This is a genomic window from Priestia aryabhattai B8W22 (genome assembly GCF_000956595.1).
Taxonomy (GTDB): domain Bacteria; phylum Bacillota; class Bacilli; order Bacillales; family Bacillaceae_H; genus Priestia; species Priestia aryabhattai.
The window spans coordinates 87,188-103,831 of the sequence record NZ_JYOO01000015.1 but is presented as its reverse complement, the minus strand read 5'-3'; the positions used below and the strand labels follow the sequence as shown (position 1 = coordinate 103,831).

General features: G+C 39.2%; 16 protein-coding genes and 2 riboswitches. Of the genes, 11 read left to right on the top strand and 5 right to left on the bottom strand.

Annotation, left to right across the window (positions count from 1 at the left end; genetic code table 11):
* Positions 1-113: 113 nt before the first annotated feature.
* From mtnA to N178_RS13570, 3 genes are all read right to left on the bottom strand, one after another.
* Positions 114-1,172 (bottom strand): S-methyl-5-thioribose-1-phosphate isomerase, encoded by a 1,059-nt coding sequence (gene mtnA, locus N178_RS13580; RefSeq protein ID WP_045292829.1) that lies wholly within the window; start codon positions 1,170-1,172, stop codon positions 114-116.
* Between the two features lie 35 nt (positions 1,173-1,207).
* Positions 1,208-2,380 carry an S-methyl-5-thioribose kinase gene (mtnK, locus tag N178_RS13575; protein WP_045292828.1) on the bottom strand — a complete coding sequence of 391 codons (1,173 nt, stop codon included), beginning with the start codon at positions 2,378-2,380 and terminating at the stop codon, positions 1,208-1,210.
* Between the two features lie 135 nt (positions 2,381-2,515).
* A riboswitch (SAM riboswitch) is annotated at positions 2,516-2,666 on the bottom strand.
* Between the two features lie 91 nt (positions 2,667-2,757).
* The gene (locus tag N178_RS13570; protein WP_045292827.1) at positions 2,758-3,540 is read right to left on the bottom strand and encodes a carbon-nitrogen family hydrolase; all 783 of its coding nucleotides are present in this window, start codon (positions 3,538-3,540) and stop codon (positions 2,758-2,760) included.
* A gap of 112 nt (positions 3,541-3,652) precedes the next feature.
* Here N178_RS13570 and N178_RS13565 point away from each other — a divergent pair, with 112 nt between their 5' ends.
* The 10 genes from N178_RS13565 to N178_RS13520 all read left to right on the top strand — a co-directional run bounded on the left by N178_RS13565 (position 3,653) and on the right by N178_RS13520 (position 14,086).
* A complete protein-coding gene (locus tag N178_RS13565; protein WP_045292826.1) occupies positions 3,653-4,825 on the top strand; it encodes a pyridoxal phosphate-dependent aminotransferase in 1,173 nt (390 codons plus the stop codon).
* Between the two features lie 130 nt (positions 4,826-4,955).
* Positions 4,956-5,062, top strand: a riboswitch (SAM riboswitch).
* Positions 5,063-5,141: 79 nt separating this feature from the next.
* Positions 5,142-6,386 (top strand): 2,3-diketo-5-methylthiopentyl-1-phosphate enolase, encoded by a 1,245-nt coding sequence (mtnW, locus tag N178_RS13560; RefSeq protein WP_045292825.1) that lies wholly within the window; start codon positions 5,142-5,144, stop codon positions 6,384-6,386.
* Positions 6,383-7,048: a 2-hydroxy-3-keto-5-methylthiopentenyl-1-phosphate phosphatase gene (locus tag N178_RS13555; RefSeq protein ID WP_045292824.1), complete on the top strand. Its 666-nt coding sequence runs from the start codon at positions 6,383-6,385 to the stop codon at positions 7,046-7,048. Before mtnW ends, N178_RS13555 begins: the two co-directional genes overlap by 4 nt.
* Positions 7,045-7,683, top strand: coding sequence for a methylthioribulose 1-phosphate dehydratase (locus N178_RS13550; protein ID WP_045292823.1), 639 nt, complete (start codon positions 7,045-7,047; stop codon positions 7,681-7,683). Before N178_RS13555 ends, N178_RS13550 begins: the two co-directional genes overlap by 4 nt.
* Before the next feature lie 15 nt (positions 7,684-7,698).
* Positions 7,699-8,214 (top strand): 1,2-dihydroxy-3-keto-5-methylthiopentene dioxygenase, encoded by a 516-nt coding sequence (locus tag N178_RS13545; RefSeq protein WP_045292822.1) that lies wholly within the window; start codon positions 7,699-7,701, stop codon positions 8,212-8,214.
* 122 nt (positions 8,215-8,336) lie between these two features.
* Complete coding sequence (locus tag N178_RS13540; RefSeq protein ID WP_045292820.1) at positions 8,337-9,413, top strand: sugar ABC transporter substrate-binding protein; 1,077 nt, start codon at positions 8,337-8,339, stop codon at positions 9,411-9,413.
* Positions 9,414-9,429: 16 nt separating this feature from the next.
* Positions 9,430-10,935 (top strand): sugar ABC transporter ATP-binding protein, encoded by a 1,506-nt coding sequence (locus tag N178_RS13535; protein WP_045292819.1) that lies wholly within the window; start codon positions 9,430-9,432, stop codon positions 10,933-10,935.
* Positions 10,932-11,966 (top strand): ABC transporter permease, encoded by a 1,035-nt coding sequence (locus tag N178_RS13530; protein ID WP_045292817.1) that lies wholly within the window; start codon positions 10,932-10,934, stop codon positions 11,964-11,966. Before N178_RS13535 ends, N178_RS13530 begins: the two co-directional genes overlap by 4 nt.
* An 86-nt stretch (positions 11,967-12,052) precedes the next feature.
* Positions 12,053-13,393, top strand: coding sequence for a CoA-disulfide reductase (locus N178_RS13525; RefSeq protein WP_045292815.1), 1,341 nt, complete (start codon positions 12,053-12,055; stop codon positions 13,391-13,393).
* A gap of 453 nt (positions 13,394-13,846) precedes the next feature.
* Complete coding sequence (locus N178_RS13520; RefSeq protein WP_013082228.1) at positions 13,847-14,086, top strand: aspartyl-phosphate phosphatase Spo0E family protein; 240 nt, start codon at positions 13,847-13,849, stop codon at positions 14,084-14,086.
* A 71-nt stretch (positions 14,087-14,157) separates the two neighbouring features.
* On the opposite strand, the gene N178_RS13515 is transcribed toward N178_RS13520, so the two are convergent.
* Positions 14,158-14,889, bottom strand: a complete 732-nt coding sequence (locus N178_RS13515; RefSeq protein ID WP_045292814.1) for a ZIP family metal transporter — start codon at positions 14,887-14,889, stop codon at positions 14,158-14,160.
* A 152-nt stretch (positions 14,890-15,041) separates the two neighbouring features.
* Complete coding sequence (locus N178_RS13510; protein ID WP_045292812.1) at positions 15,042-15,809, bottom strand: DUF4931 domain-containing protein; 768 nt, start codon at positions 15,807-15,809, stop codon at positions 15,042-15,044.
* 199 nt (positions 15,810-16,008) lie between these two features.
* On the opposite strand from N178_RS13510, the gene N178_RS13505 reads away from it, so the two are divergent.
* Positions 16,009-16,479, top strand: coding sequence for a MarR family winged helix-turn-helix transcriptional regulator (locus N178_RS13505; protein ID WP_045292810.1), 471 nt, complete (start codon positions 16,009-16,011; stop codon positions 16,477-16,479).
* Positions 16,480-16,644 lie beyond the last annotated feature (165 nt).

Genomic DNA, 16,644 nt, shown 5'->3' with positions numbered 1-16,644 from the left:
AAGAAATCTCCTATAATATATGTAGAAAAAGAAGAGAGTACTGTTACAATTGTGTTACAAATGCAGTTGGAAACCACTGCTCAATAAAAAAAGCCGCATAACAGCGGCTTTTTTTATTGAGCAGATTGCAGCAAAACGTTTTGAATGGATTCAAAAGACGGGGAATGGATAATTCCATGCTCTGTAATAATGGCCGTAATCAATTCGCTTGGCGTCATATCAAAAGCTGGATTGTACACGGAGATTCCGTCTGGAGCAATTTGCGTATCTCCAATGTGCGTTACTTCTTTAGGTGAACGTTCTTCAATAGGGATGCTGCTTCCGTCTTGAATAGATAAATCAAATGTGGACTGCGGTGCTGCTACGTAAAATGGAATACCGAATGCTTTCGCTAAAAGAGCAAGTCCATATGTTCCAATTTTGTTAGCCGTATCGCCATTTGCTGCAATGCGGTCAGCACCTACAATAATCCCATTAATTCCTTTTGTTTTAATTGTATGAGCGGCCATATTATCCGTAATCAGCGTAACGTCTACTCCCGACTGCTGAAGTTCCCATGCTGTTAAGCGAGAACCTTGAAGAACGGGTCTTGTTTCACAAGCAAATACTTCAAGCGGAATATCGCGCTGCTTAGATAAATGAAAAGGTGCTAATGCTGTTCCATAATAAGCTGTAGCAATTGAACCCGCATTACATATTGTCATGATTTTATCTTTCTTTTTAAATAAAGAAAGAGCATGATCTCCAATTCGGTAGCACGTTTCTTCATCTTCTACTTGAATTTGAATAGCTTCATGAACAACTTTTGTTTTAGCTTCATTAACGGACGAAGCGGATTCAGCGCTTTTCGCTACGCGTTCCAGTGCCCAAAATAAATTGACGGCAGTAGGGCGTGAACTAGCTAAATACTGTTGATCAAGAGCTAGCTTTTTGTTAAATTCTTTGACTGAATCTGTGTCATAGCTAAGCGCAGAAAGAGCAAGACCAAAAGCTGCCGTAATGCCAATTGCAGGAGCTCCGCGTACTTTCAAGGTAGTGATAGCATCCCATACGTCTTTAATGGTTTGCAGCTTAATATATTCAACTTTGCCAGGAAGCTGCTGCTGATCTAATAAAGTAATATATGATTCATTCCATTCCACTGAGCGCGGAAGTGATAGTGTATTTGTCATGCTGATACCGATCCTTTCATTGTATACATTATTCGTTATCGAAGTAAATGTTCAAATTCATTTGGTGAAACGTCTTGTTGGTGCAGAAGCAAATAGCGTCCAATTTTTAACGCAGTACGTTTAGCGTTAATTTTTCTTTCCTCTGAAGAAATTTCGTCTAAGTCCGCCACGTGAGCTAAGCCAATCGTACGTCGAATGATTTCACATCCTGCATATCCAATAGCATCTTGCCACGTTTGCGTTAAAATTTCATGTAATAAGCGCTCATCTTTAGCGAAAGGTTCAGTGTTTTCAGAGTGCCAAAGGGCAGTAAAGGTATCTTTGAATACGTTCCATGTGTTCGTAATGTGTGCAAATAACGGTTCGCGATTTGTTTCTCGAGAAAGAGCATTTAAAAATAAATTCGCAACAAATTGCCCTAAATCAAATCCAAACGGACCGTAAAAAGCGAACTCTGGATCAATCACTTTCGTTTCTTGACTGCTAGCAAAGATGCTGCCTGTATGTAAATCACCGTGGATTAGCGTTTGCGCATTTGTTAAAAATTTATATTTTAATTTTGCTGCTTGCAGCTTTACATCACCGTCATTCCACAATTCTTCTACATCAGGACGCAGCGCTTTTTCAAATTCATTTGTATCAATATCAAAAAAAGGATCTGTAAAAACTAAATCTTCCGTAATATTGCATAAGTCCGGGTTGCTGTATTTGACAACTTCTTCTTTTTTATCCTGAGGCTTTAAGGCGAAATCAGACGTTTTGAAGGCAATATGTCCTAGAAAAGAACCGATATGTTGTGAGAGCAGAGGATAACTTTCACCTTGAATAAGTCCGGCACGAGAAATCGTTAAATGAGACAGATCTTCCATAACCGTAACAGCAAGCGTTTCATCATGGTAATAAACAGCGGGTACAAGTTCTGGCGTAAATGCACCGAATTGCTTGAGCGCATTGCTTTCAATTGTGGCACGGTTCAAGGATAGAGGCCAGCTTTCGCCTACAACTTTTGCATAGGGAAGTGCTTGTTTGACGATAATGGATTTATTCGTTTGATCATTTATGATGTGAAAGACGAGATTTAAGTTGCCGTCACCGATTTCACGGGCAGTCAGTGCTTCTGTGGCATCAAAGAGACCTAGCTTTTTCACAAGTTTGATTGCTGAAATTTCTGTTAAAGGCTGATACTTCTCTGTTTTTGTTGTTGACATCGGAATCCCTCCATAGTTTATTAAACTGATTTGTTTACTAAGTTAATAGGTTTAAGAATTTATGGAGGCTTTTATAATTTTAGAAAATATAAAAGCCTCTTTCGTTGGAAAGAGGCTTGATTGTAGTGTTCAAACCTCTTATCTGCCAGAAAGAATTACTTTCTGTTGGAATTAGCACCGTGCCTTTGTAAAACATGTTTTACGGGTGTGATCCACCTTAGGATGGAATGACGGTCGGTTGCTGGGCTTCACAGGGCCAAATCCCTCAGCCAACTCTTGATAAGAGTACGATTACTTATTCAATTTTGATTTGTTTGAATATTTTATGTTATCTGGTGAAAATCGTATCATGCAAAAAAAACGCTGTCAATACATAATTAATAAAATTCTGTGCGGCGATCTGTAAAGACAGGAATTTGTTTGCGAATTTCTTTTACAAGTTCCAGGTTAACGTCAGCACTTAAAAGTTCTTCGCTATCGCCAGCTTCAGCGATTATTTCTCCCCACGGATCGATGACTAAGGAATGTCCGGCAAATGTGTTATTAGGATCTTGGCCTACACGGTTACACGCGATTACATAGCATTGATTTTCGATTGCACGGCTAATGAGCAGTGCTTTCCAGTGGGCAAGTCTTGGAGCCGGCCACTGAGCGACAACAAACAAGACTTCTGCTCCGCTGCTAGTATGAACCCGAATCCATTCTGGAAAACGAATATCGTAACAGATAACTCCTGCGCATAAAGACTGTTCAAGTGTAAAAAGATTTTTTGTTGTTCCTGCTTCTAAATAGAGGTGTTCATCCATTAATTTAAATAAGTGCAGTTTACTGTATTGTGATACTTCACGACCTTTTCGGTCAAAAATATACATCGTATTCGTGACGCCTTGCTCTGTTTTTTTCGCGATCGAACCCGCCACAATATTTACTTCGTTCGTTTTAGCAAACTGAGAGATTAATTGCTTGGCCTGCTGTCCTTCCTCATCTGCAATTTCGTCTAGCCGCGTCAAATCATAAGCTGTATCCCATAGCTCAGGAAGCACAAGGATATCAGGATTTTCTTTCATGGCTTCCGTCATTTTTTGTTGAATATATTTTCGGTTTTTAGTTGGGTTTCCAAACGCAATATCAAGCTGCAAACACGTGATTTTTACACTCACTTTATCATCCGTCCTTTTTTTAGTAGTTGAAAAAAATGACTTTACAAGTTGAGTATTACAATATATTATTTGTGACTAGAATTTCAAGAATTTTTTGAGAAGGTGTGCGATGATGAAACAATTTGAGCAATCGGAACTATTAAAAAGTTTACCAAAACAATTTTTTGCATCACTTGTAGGCAAGGTAGGAAAAGTAATGGCCCAAGGGCATGACGTTATTAACTTAGGGCAGGGAAATCCTGATCAGCCTACTCCTTCACATATTGTAGAAACACTGCAAAAAGCAAGTGCTAATCCTATGCATCATAAATATTCTCCGTTTCGGGGGCACCAGTTTTTGAAAGAGGCCGTTGCGACTTTTTATAAGCGAGAATATGGCGTTGATGTAGATCCTGAAAGAGAAGTAGCTATTTTGTTTGGCGGGAAGGGTGGACTTGTTGAAATCCCGCAGTGCTTATTAAACCCTGGAGACACGGTGCTGGTTCCGGATCCTGGATACCCTGATTACTGGTCTGGAGTAGAGCTTGCAAAAGCAAAGATGGAAGTGATGCCGCTCACGGCTGGAAATCATTTTCTACCCGTATACGAAGAGATAAGTGAAAGTGCCAAAGAACAGGCAAAGCTCATGTTTTTAAACTATCCGAACAATCCTACTGGTGCAGTGGCAACAGCAGAGTTTTTTGAAGACACCGTGGCGTTTGCTGCCAAGCACGATATTTGTGTGGTACACGACTTTGCCTACGGAGCAATTGGATTTGATGGTAAAAAGCCAATCAGCTTTTTACAGACTCCTGGTGCAAAAGAGACGGGAATTGAAATTTATACTCTTTCTAAAACGTATAACATGGCGGGATGGCGAGTTGGATTTGCTGTAGGAAATGAAAGTGTAGTAGAAGCTATTAATCTTCTTCAAGATCACATGTATGTCAGTCTCTTTGGAGCGGTTCAAGAGGCCGCGGCCGCAGCTCTGTTAGAATCTCAACAATGTGTGAATGATTTAGTTAAGCGCTATGAATCTAGACGCAATACCTTTATTCAAGGACTTCGAGAAATTGGTTGGGATGTTACATCTCCAGCGGGCTCCTTTTTTGCATGGTTAAAAGTTCCTGAAGGATATACTTCTGAACAGTTTTCAGATTTACTTCTTGAAAAAGCCCACGTTGTAGTGGCGCCTGGAGTAGGCTTTGGAACATATGGTGAAGGCTATGTGCGCGTAGGACTGCTGACGAATGAAGAGCGTATGAGAGAAGCTGTATCTCGAATAAAAAAATTAAATTTATTTTAAAAACGCATTGACAATCCTTTTTGAGTTGGCTTAATATGTAAGAAGTTAACGAGATTAATAACCGATAAATCCTAGCGGTATTTTTTATTTAGTATATAATCTACGAATTCAATTTAAATAAATAGCAACTTTCTTATTAAGAGTAGGTGGAGGGACTAGCCCGATGAAGCCCGGCAACCGACTTAACGCATGTTAAGCACGGTGCTAATTCTTGCAGCAGCAGCTGAGAGATAAGAAGAGCAACGAAAGCCTCTTCTTAATCACAGAAGAGGTTTTTTTATTAACGATATTAAACAGCAAGGGAGTTTTTAGCATAATGAGCGAAATCGTTGCAAGCTACTTACTACATGACAATAAAGGGAATTTTCATAAAAAAGCGGAAGGAATCGCTTTAGGACTAACCGTCGGCTCATGGACAGATCTGCCGCTTTTAGATCAACAGCAGCTTCAAAAGCATAAAGGGCGCGTCATGTCCGTAACTGAGCTTCAAGATTGCGAACGTGTAAACGGATATTTAGGCGGAGAAATTAAGCAGGCTATTGTCAAAATTGCTTATCCAACTGCCAACTTTTCAAGAGATTTACCGGCTATTTTAGTTACGGTTTTCGGAAAACTATCACTTGATGGAAAAGTGAAATTATTAGACTTGGATTTTCCTGATGCATTATTAGCTGAATTCCCAGGACCGCGCTTTGGAATAGAAGGTATACGAGAGAAACTAGGCGTTTATGACCGTCCGCTTGTGATGAGTATTTTTAAAGGCGTGATTGGAAGAGACATGACGTACTTAACAACTCAGCTGCGTGAGCAAGCGCTTGGCGGAGTGGATTTGGTTAAAGACGACGAGATTTTGTTTGATAGTGAACGAACACCTTTTGAAGCTCGCGTTACAGAAGGAAAAAAAGTACTGAATGAAGTATACGAAAAAACGGGACACCGCACGCTGTATGCTGTTAATTTAACGGGTCGAACGTTCGAATTAAAAGAAAAAGCGAGAAAAGCAGCTGAGCTAGGAGCCGATGCTCTTTTATTCAACGTATTTGCTTACGGGTTAGACGTACTGCAGGCACTTCGAGAAGATGACGAAATTAACTTGCCGATTATGGCACACCCAGCTGTTAGCGGAGCGCTTACGCCATCAGAGTTTTACGGTTTTTCAAATTCATTACTGCTTGGAAAGCTATTGCGCTTAGCTGGAGCAGATTTCTCACTGTTTCCATCACCATACGGAAGCGTAGCGCTTTCTCTTGAAGATACGACAGGCATTGCCTACGAATTAACTCGCCCTGTATACAAATATAAGCAGTCTTTCCCGGTTCCTTCAGCAGGAATTCATCCTGGAATGGTACCGCAGCTTGTGAAAGACTTTGGAATCGACAGCATTATTAATGCAGGAGGCGGAGTTCACGGTCATCCAGACGGCGCTATCGGAGGAGGAAAAGCATTCCGTGCGGCGATAGATGCCGTACTCTCTCATCAAACACTAGCCGAAAAAGCGGAAGAATCAAAAGAGTTGCAAAAAGCTTTGCAACTATGGGGAACAGTAGAGGTGAAAGCATGACATCGTTAAAAATCTTTTGTGACTTTGATGGAACAATCACAAATAGCGATAACATTATTGCTATTATGAAAAAATTTGCTCCTCCGGAGTGGGAAAGTATTAAAGACGACGTACTGGCACAGCACGTCTCCATTCAAGAAGGAGTAGGGCGAATGTTTGCCTTGCTCCCCGTAGAATTAAAGGAAGATATTATTTCTTATATTTTAGAGACGTCTGCTATTCGAGATGGATTTGCTGATTTTATTGCTTATACAAAAGAGCACCATATTCCGCTTTATATTGTAAGCGGAGGAATTGACTTTTTTGTAAAACCACTTTTGGGAAATCGAGTTGCAGAGGAAATGCTCTACTGCAACGGATCTGATTTTTCCGGTGAGCATATTTCCATTACGTGGCCTCATACATGTGATAAACAGTGTACAAATGACTGCGGCTGCTGTAAGCCAACGATTATTCGCCGTCTTGCAGATGAAAGAGATCATACGGTTGTTATTGGCGATTCAATTACGGATTTGCAGGCTGCCAAATTAGCTGATACGGTCATTGCACGTGACTTTTTAATTGAAAAATGTGAAGAGCTATCTCTACCGTATCGACCTTTTTCTACTTTTTATGATGTGATTCACCATTTACAAGAATTAACAGAAGAGGTGAAAGCATGAGTATCATGGCTCAGCAAAGATTACACGAGCTTGCGGATATAAAAGATGAGTTGGCAGAGCGCGATTGGTTCTTAGGCACAAGCGGAAACTTAGCGATTAAAGTGGACCAAAATCCGACAACTTTCTTTGTATCAGCAAGTGGAAAAGACAAAAGAAAACGTACAAATGAAGATTTTTTATTAGTTGATCAACATGGAAGACCTGCAGAAGAAACGCATTTAAAGCCTTCTGCTGAAACGCTTTTACACGTTAAGATTTACGAGTTAACGAATGCTGGGTGCAGTCTTCATGTACATACAATTGACAACAACGTGATCTCTGAACTGTACGGAGATGAAGGACTTATTTCATTTAAGGGTCAAGAAATTATTAAGGCGCTGGGTATTTGGGAAGAAGATGCGGAAATTACTGTTCCGATTATTCCGAATTACGCTGATATTCCGACATTAGCAGAAGAATTTTCTCACCATATAAAAGGCGATCAAGGCGCGATTTTAATTCGTAACCATGGGATTACGGTATGGGGGGAAAATGCGTTTGAAACAAAAAAAGCGCTAGAAGCCTATGAATTTCTATTTAGCTACCATGTGAAATTACTATCACTTAAAGGCATTAAGCCAAAGGTGCATTTATAAAAGGAGGAAACAACAATGGCGCAAATTCGCTTACATGCAAATAATAAAAGAATTGAAACTCAAGAGGAAGTATCAGCTTTTCTAGCAAACAATGAAGTTATTTATGAAAACTGGGATATTACAAAACTTCCAGAAAATCTTCGTGAAAAGTATGATTTAACTGATGAAGAAAAAACAGAAATTCTAAACGCTTTTGATGAGGATATTAAAGATATTTCGGAACGCCGCGGCTATAAAGCTCAAGATGTTATCTCGTTATCGGAATCTACACCAAATATTGATGAATTGTTAAAAAACTTTCAGCGCAAGCATATTCATACAGATGACGAAGTTCGCTTTATCGTAAGCGGTCATGGAATCTTTGTTATTCAAGGAAAAGACGGCGAATTTTTTGATGTTGAATTAGAGCCGGGCGATTTAATTTCAGTACCAGAAAACATTCTTCACTACTTTACACTAATGGAAGATCGTAAAGTAGTCGCTGTCCGAATTTTCGTGACAACTGAAGGATGGGTACCTATTTACGCATAACAACTACTTGTAAAGCATAGGTCATGATCACCCCGCTTTTACATCTAAAAGCGGGGTATTCTTTGGATTATTATAAAACTAACTATTTTTATGTGAATAATAAGTTTAATAGGAGGAACACCATGAAAAAGAGTAAAAAAATGCTGTGGCCACTTACTTTGCTCGTGCTTCTAGTTTTTGCGCTGGCTGCCTGCACGAAAGAACAGCCAAATCTAAACGAGAAAGCACAGGCAGCTCCAGCGCAGCAAGCGGTTTCTGCTAAGCCTTTACAGCAAGAAGGAAAAAAGATTACGAAAGATACAAAAATTGCTCTTATTTCTGAATTTACGTCAGGCACTCACGCTGCTCAGTACATAACAGGTGTGACAAAAGCGGCTAAAAAAGCCGGAGTACAGCTATCCGTTTCTGATTCAAACAATGATCAATCTAAAATGGCTGCGTATTTAGACACGGCTATTAACCAAAATGTTGCCGGTATTATGATTGACCACGGCCGGGCTGAAACTCTTGAACCTGGCGTGAAGCGCGCGATTGCAAAAGGAATTCCCGTTATTGCAACAGACGTAGAATTAAAAGTAGAAGGCGTTACAACCATCGATCAAGACGATTATATGCTTGCACTGCAGGGCCTGAAACAAATGATGCAGGACATTAATGGAAAAGGAAACATTGTATATGCGTTTGTTGGAGGATTTGCGCCGATGGAAAAACGCGACAGCATTTATAAAATTATGATGAATCGCTATCCAGATGTAAAACAAATTGCTACGTTCGGAAGCGCAACAGACAACACCTCTCTAGACACCCAAAATAAAATGGCAGCCGTGTTGAAGCAGTATCCAAATAAAGGAGACATTGCAGCTGTTTGGGCACCTTGGGACGAATTTGCCAAAGGAGTCACAAGAGCGATTAAAGAAGCAGGACGAGACGAGATTAAAGTATACGGAGTGGACTTATCTGATGAAGATCTGCAAATGATGCAGGCAAAAAACAGCCCGTGGAAAGCGTCAGCTGCTGTAAACCCAGCTTCAGTAGGAGAAAAGCAGGTTGATTTGCTTCTTAAAAAGATTTCCGGTCAAGAGATCCCTCGTTATTATTCCTTTGATCCGGTTTTAGTCAAACAAACAGATTTGCCTAATCAAACGATTAATATGGATCAGCTTAGTCAGTACGTAGAAGAATGGGGTAAAAAAGAGTAGAAGTGGAGGGACAGATATGAAGAACGAGCTTTCAATGAAGAACATTACAAAAAACTTTGGTTCTTTTCAAGCGCTGAACAAAGTTGATTTTACTGTTCAAAAAGGGGAAATCCATGCTTTATTGGGAGCCAATGGTGCCGGTAAAAGTACTCTGATGAAAATATTGTGCGGAGCTTACGACGAGTACGAAGGAAAAATCTACAAAGACGGAGGAGAAATCTCTATTTCTTCTCCTAAAGAAGCGAAGAGCCACGGCATCGGCATTGTACACCAAGAAGTCGATGTAGCGCTGATTCCTTCGCTGTCAGTAGCTGAAAACATTGTATTAGACGTACAGACTTCTAAGAAAAGCAAGACATTTGTAAACTGGAAATCTATTTATAAGAAAGCGGAAGAAGCCCTTTCTTTACTTGGTTCTTCTTTATCCGTTAAAAAAAATGTTGTTGATCTAACTCTATCAGAAAAACAGCAGGTGCTTATTGCACGTGCAATTGTACAGAATGTTGACTATTTAATTTTGGATGAACCAACCGCACCTCTTAGCGTGGAAGAGACGAAACAATTGTTTTCTGTGATGAGAGAGCTGAAGAAAAATGGAGTAGGTATTATTTACATTTCACATCGTCTTCAAGAAGTGGTCGATATTTGCGATTGTTTAACTGTTTTAAAAGACGGACGCTATGTAGCTACAAAAGCAACGTCACACACTTCGGTTGAAGACGTGATTACGCTCATGTTAGGAACGTCTTCTGTGAAACAGTGGATCAAAAAATCAGTAGAAATCGGAAACGAACTTTTACATGTAGAAGCATTATCTCTTCCAGAGAGGCTTTCTAATATTTCTTTTCATGTAAAAGAAGGAGAAGTAGTCGGTATTGCAGGGCTTGTAGGAGCAGGGAAAACGGAGCTTTGCCGAAGTCTATTTGGATTAGAGCAATATGTCAGCGGTAGCGTTCGGTTAAAAGGCAAGAAGCTAAAGTTGAATAAGCAGCCTTATTATTATATTGCACAAGGTCTTTCTCTTGTTCCTGAAGAACGAAGAAAAGAAGGAATTTTTGTTCATGAATCGATTGCCGATAACTTAGTTTTGCCAAGTCTGTCCCGCTTTACAAACTATTCGTTTCTAAAGCGAGGAAAGATCAAAGAAAAAGCGCAGAAAACGACTGGGCAAGTTGGCGTAAAGTCTCATTCTATCGAGCAGTCAGTTGGAACGTTAAGCGGTGGAAATCAGCAGAAAGTAGCAATCGGAAAATGGCTTGTTACGGACTCTAGCGTGCTGTTGTTTGATGAACCAACTAAAGGAGTCGATGTCGGCTCTAAGCGAGAGATATTCGACTTAATTACAGGTCTTGTGTCACAGAAAAAAGGAGTTGTTTATGCAACCTGTGAATTCGAGGAGCTGCTAGGGGTAGCGGATCGAATTTATGTCATGTACAACGGAAAAATCGTGAAAGAATTATCCAAAGAAGAAGCAACTAGTGAAAAATTATTTTATTATACAGCAGGAGGAGTAAAAGGATGAGTGCGGAGTATGTAACAGAACCTGTAGCGAAACCAAAGAGAAAAATAAGCGTTTTCGACTTTTTTTATAAATATGGGACAGTCTTAATGATTTTCGTTATTATGATTATTTTTTCCATTGCCACACCTAACTTTTTAACAGGAGAAAACATTAGTGATATCCTGCGCTCTATTTCCATTGTTACCTTAATAGCGCTTGGTGTAACGATATCGTTAACCGTCAACGGACTCGATTTATCTGTAGGGTCTACGGCTGGGTTAGCCACTATTTTATCAGCCTCTATGCTTGTTTTACACAGACAAGAAATTGCAGTTGCTATCATTATTCCGATTATTGCATCGCTTCTCATCGGGTTAGTGAATGCTTTTTTAGTAGTGAAAGTAAAGATTCCTGATATTTTAGCCACTCTTTCAATGATGTTCATCGTCCAAGGGATTTTATTAACATATACAAAAGGCTCAGCTATTTATACCAATATGCCTTTACCAAGCGGAGAAAGAGCTCCGGGAATTTTTATTCCTTCTTTCCTTGCGCTGGGGCAAGGTCACTTTCTAGGTATTCCTGTTCCTGTTATCATTATGCTGCTGACTGTGCTGCTTGTTCATATCGTTTTTTCCTATACGAAGTTTGGGCGTTTTTTCTATGTAACAGGAGGGAACATAGAAGCAGCAAGGCTTTCGGGTGTACCGGTTAATCGTTACCGTATGTATGCCTATATGTTTTCAGGTTTGCTTGCTGGAATTGGAGGAGTCGTTTTAGCTGCTCGTATTGGAGTAGGAGAAGTGAACGCAGGCTCACCATTTTTAATGGATGCCGTAGCTGCTACATACATTGGCTTTTCCGTATTTGGAGCAGGGAAACCGAATGTATTCGGGACGCTGATTGGCTCTATTTTAATTGGTGTGCTGCTAAACGGATTAACGATGCTAAATGTTCCGTATTATATGCAAGACATTATTAAAGGAGCTGTATTAGCAGGAGCCTTGGCTTTAACATATTACCGCTCGAAACAAACATCTACGGCTGTGTAAACAGCCGTTTTTTTTCGTTTGAAATCGGGAAGAATAAGGAAAAACAATGGTATAGCCTATTATTTATGTAGAAAGAGGGAGTATAGATGAAACGTGTCGTCGTTATAGGAGGAGTAGCCGCTGGAATGAGCGCAGCTTCACAGCTTCGCCGGATGAAAGAAAAAGAAGAAGTGGAAATCCTTGTGTTTGAAAAAGGTGGAGATATCTCTTACAGCGCATGTGGCATGCCTTACTATCTGTCAGGTGTTGTAAAAGAAAAAGACGATTTGATTGCTCGGACGAAACAAGAATTTGAAGAGCGAAACATCTCCGTCCACCTTTTTCACGAAGTTAAAGAAGTAAATCATACAAAAAAGTACATAGTAGCGCAAGATGTAAAGACGCAAACAGAAAAAGAGATAACATATGATGAACTCATCATTGCAACTGGTACATCGGCTGTTAAACCCAATTTTATGCGTGATAACATGCCGAATGTATGCACATTAAAATCATTAGAAGACAGTGAAAGAATCTATACATATCTACAGGCTCACGCCGTAGAGAAAGTCACCATTATCGGCGGAGGATATGTCGGAATGGAAGTAGCTGAAGCAATGAAGGCTGTGGGAAAAGAAGTACGCGTCATTGAACAGGGAAAGCAGATTTTATCTATTTTAGATCAAGAAATGGCAGAGCATTTACAAAAGCAGCTAGATGACGATATTTTATTTCATTTCGAAGAAGAAGTAGAAGCATTGCTGCATTCAGATGGTTCTGTCACTCACGTTCAAACAAACCGTCAAACATATCAAACAGATTTAGTGATTGTAAATGTAGGAGTTCGTCCGAATACGCAATTCTTAGAGAGAAACGGACTAAGAATGCTTGAAAATGGAGCGATTTTAGTAAACGAGAAGCTGGAAACCAACGTGCCTCATATCTACGCAGCAGGAGATTGTGCAACGAGCTATCACCGCGTATTAAAAAAAGATGTTCACATTGCTCTTGGAACCATTGCCAATAAGCAGGGAAGGGTTCTTGGTTATCGATTAGGGGGAGAAAATAGAGAATTTCCGGGTGTTGTAGGTACAAGTATTGTCAAAGTAATGGACTATGAAATTGGAAAAACCGGCATTTCAGAAAGAGAAGCAAGAGAAAATTCTCTTTTATACAAAGCCATCACAGCGGAGGCTCCGAGTCATGCTTCTTACTATCCAGGAGCTGAAAAGATTGTGATAAAACTTGTTTATCATCCTGAAACAAAAGAGATTTTGGGGGTTCAAATGATTGGTAAAGAAGGAGTAGCAAAACGAATCGATGTATTTGCGACAGCTATTACTTGCCGCCTCACAACAGATGAAATAACCATGCTAGATCTTTCGTACGCTCCTCCTTACGCTACGGTATGGGATGCCGTACAGATCGCTGCTCAAAAGGCCGAATAGAAAAAGAGGATAAAACCAAAGTATATTAGTTAAAAGAAAATCCGAACGGTAAATCGTTCGGATTTTTTCATTGTGATGGTAAATATAAGGTTCATGTATGTAGTTGCTCCTAGCCGTTGATTGGAAGGTAAAGCGAAGCTTTGCACGGAAATCAACAGTAGTGGACTAAGTGATTCATATGAGCTCATTTATCCCATTTGTTCGTCTTTGGATTGGATTAATTTCGTTATGTCTCAATCTCTTTTTTCTATTCGACAAGCAGCATCTTTTGTCGAATAACAAATTGTAAAAAAAAGATAAATAGTATTCCTATAGTAATGTAAGCGCTTGTAAAATCCGACAAAATAATTTTTTCGCAAAAAAAATGTCTATTATTGCGACTCTATTTACATATTTAGTAGAATTTGTAATAATGCGTTATAAGCTAATTTCTTTGTCATAGGAGAGGATTTTGTGTTTGGAGTGAGAAATAGAACGAAATCAGAGAGATTATTAGTGGAAATCGTCCAAAAAAGACAAAAGATGGTGCAGCTCGGAGAAGAAAAAGGTCTGACTAATGAAGAAACCGTTACCTGTAGTCAAGAGCTTGATCAGCTCTTACTCGTTTATCAAAAGCAGCGTTTAAAAGAAGAGGAAGAAAAAACGTCATTTGCAACATTGATTAGCCGCTTTTTATCTTTTTCAAAGCTGTAATGTGTAATGCAAGACAAGCATTCGGGATCGGGCAGTGAAACAATTACGCTGCCCGTGGCCTCTCTTCAGCTTTAAAAAATGTTAATTAAAAAAATCATAAACAAAATACCAAAAATAAACGAATAAGTAGCAAATCTTTCGTTTCCATCGCCGTGACTTTCCGGAATCAACTCTTTATAAATAATAAAAAGCATGGCTCCAGCAGCAAAAGCTAATCCATATGAAACGAGAGAATCAACAAAATTAGTTAAATAAAACCCAAGTAAAGACGTTACAATCTCAACGGAGCCTGTAAGGGTAGCAATTAAAAATGCTTTTATTTTACTGATATTTTGCTGAGCCAAAAATAGCGCGACCAACAGTCCTTCAGGTGCATTTTGAAGACCGATTGCAAGTGCAATTAAGTTCCCTGTATTTTCAACATTTGAAGCATAGCTAACACCAACAGACAGTCCTTCAGGAAGGTTGTGCAACGTAATAGCGGACACAATTAAAAGGGCTTTTTCATCAAACTGAATGCCGGTTTTAGAATGCTCAAGATCAATGTGAGGAATATTCTGCTCCAAGAGTGTTAATGTTACAACTCCAAGCAGTAAGCCAATGGCTAAGGAAAAAAACCCGCCGCTTTGAAGAGATTCTGGAATTAAGCTCATAGTAGAAGCAGCCGTCATAATACCTGCAGTGAGCGCAAGAAGCACATCTTTCCAGCGATGAGTGAATTCTTGATTCAAAAACAGAATAGGCAAAGCACCTACTCCAGTCGATAGAGCAGAAAGAATGCTTCCAATTAGTACTTCAGTCATAAACCGTCTCCTTTTACGTATTCTTCTTTTTATCCTCAATTCACATCGTTCTTTTAGTGTATGTTTTTTGTTTTTTATGAGCATGACTATTTTAAAATTGAATCTCATTATGAAAAAACGTAAAAAAGTTGAACCAATGAAGGTTCAACTTTTTATGTGAAATACAGCTCCTGAACTTGGTTAGCAATGTGCTCAAGCTTATTGGAAACTTGAGGAATGCCATACCCTACGTACAAAGGAGATGTGGCAAAGCGAGGAATGATTTTCGCTGCAATTTTGCCGTTTTGGAGATTATAAAAAAATAAGTTGTAGCTCGTGCAGCTACGATGAAAATGGTTTAATAAATAGTGAGCGGCCGTTTGAAGATAATCTGCAAAAGCGTGCAGCTCTTTGTCAATCTGATCTGTGATCACGTTAAATTCAAAAAAGCCCATTCGAGGTTTTACAGATAAATTAAATGTGACGTGTTCGCTTTGGGCAATTGTAACTCCTTCAAACTGCTCTGGCTTCACATTTTCATTTACATCCATCTCATTTAAACCAATAATTTGCATATGAGGATGCCGTAACGATCCTCCAGACATAGGGCCATGGTTTTTAAAGAAAAGAACAGAAGCATATTCCCCGCTGTTCATCATCGATATCCATCGTTCAGTAGCGAAACTCAGCAAGGTGTACAGATGTTCCTTTGGATAAACAGATAGTTCCGAAGAGCATTCATCCGTCTCAATAATAACCGTCTGATAAGCATCTTGTAGAACCGGAAATTTATTTTTTAGCCAAATGATAGGTCCTTGTTTTTCAATGATACCTGTAAGAGATTCAACATCACAAAATGGACAGGGATTTTGCCGATTAACGATTGTTTCAGGCTTTTGTGAACCAATCGCGGAATTAAATAATAAATGGGTTGGTTTCATAATCATTCACCTTTTTATGTAATGGTCATATGTTTATTGTATTAAAAGCATATGTATAAATCCACTTATATACATTTTTTATCAAAAAAATTGTACAAGCAGAGAGGATAACCGATGAAATAAGTCTGCTTTGATTGACTTTGAAGGGAAATTTTAGTATTATCTTGATATCAAGATAATATTAAAGGAACTGATTAAAATGACGAATGATGTAACTAGAGAAGAGTTAGACCAATCTCTTAAATTATTTATTGTACTATCTCGCGCCAATCGTTCAATTAATGATCATGTGCATAAATTTATTCAACAGCATGGAATGAATCCAACCGAATTTGCTGTCCTAGAGTTATTGTACCACAAAGGTCAGCAGCCTCTTCAGCAAATTGGCGGAAAAATTCTACTCGCAAGCGGCAGTATTACGTATGTAGTAGACAAGCTTGAGAAAAAAGGTTTCTTAGAGCGCGTTGCCTGTCCGAACGATCGCCGTGTAACCTATGCAGCGATCACTAAGCAAGGCAAGGAAATGATTGAAAGCATGTTTCCGAGTCATGAAAAAAGAATTCATGATATTTTATCCGTTTTGTCTAGTGAAGAAAAGGAAGCTGCTATTTCGATGCTTAAGAAATTAGGGCACTATGCAGATGAATTTTTGCCGGAATCGACTAATTAATTAAAGAAAGCTCGTTTGTTTCTGTTGAACAAACGAGTTTTTTCTATGACTTCTTTCATGACCAATCGACATAAAAAATAAAAAGTGACAAAAAATTGAAATTGACAGGAATACAGCTGGATAAAAACGAATTAGGTTACATATAGACTATAGAGGAAGGGGAAC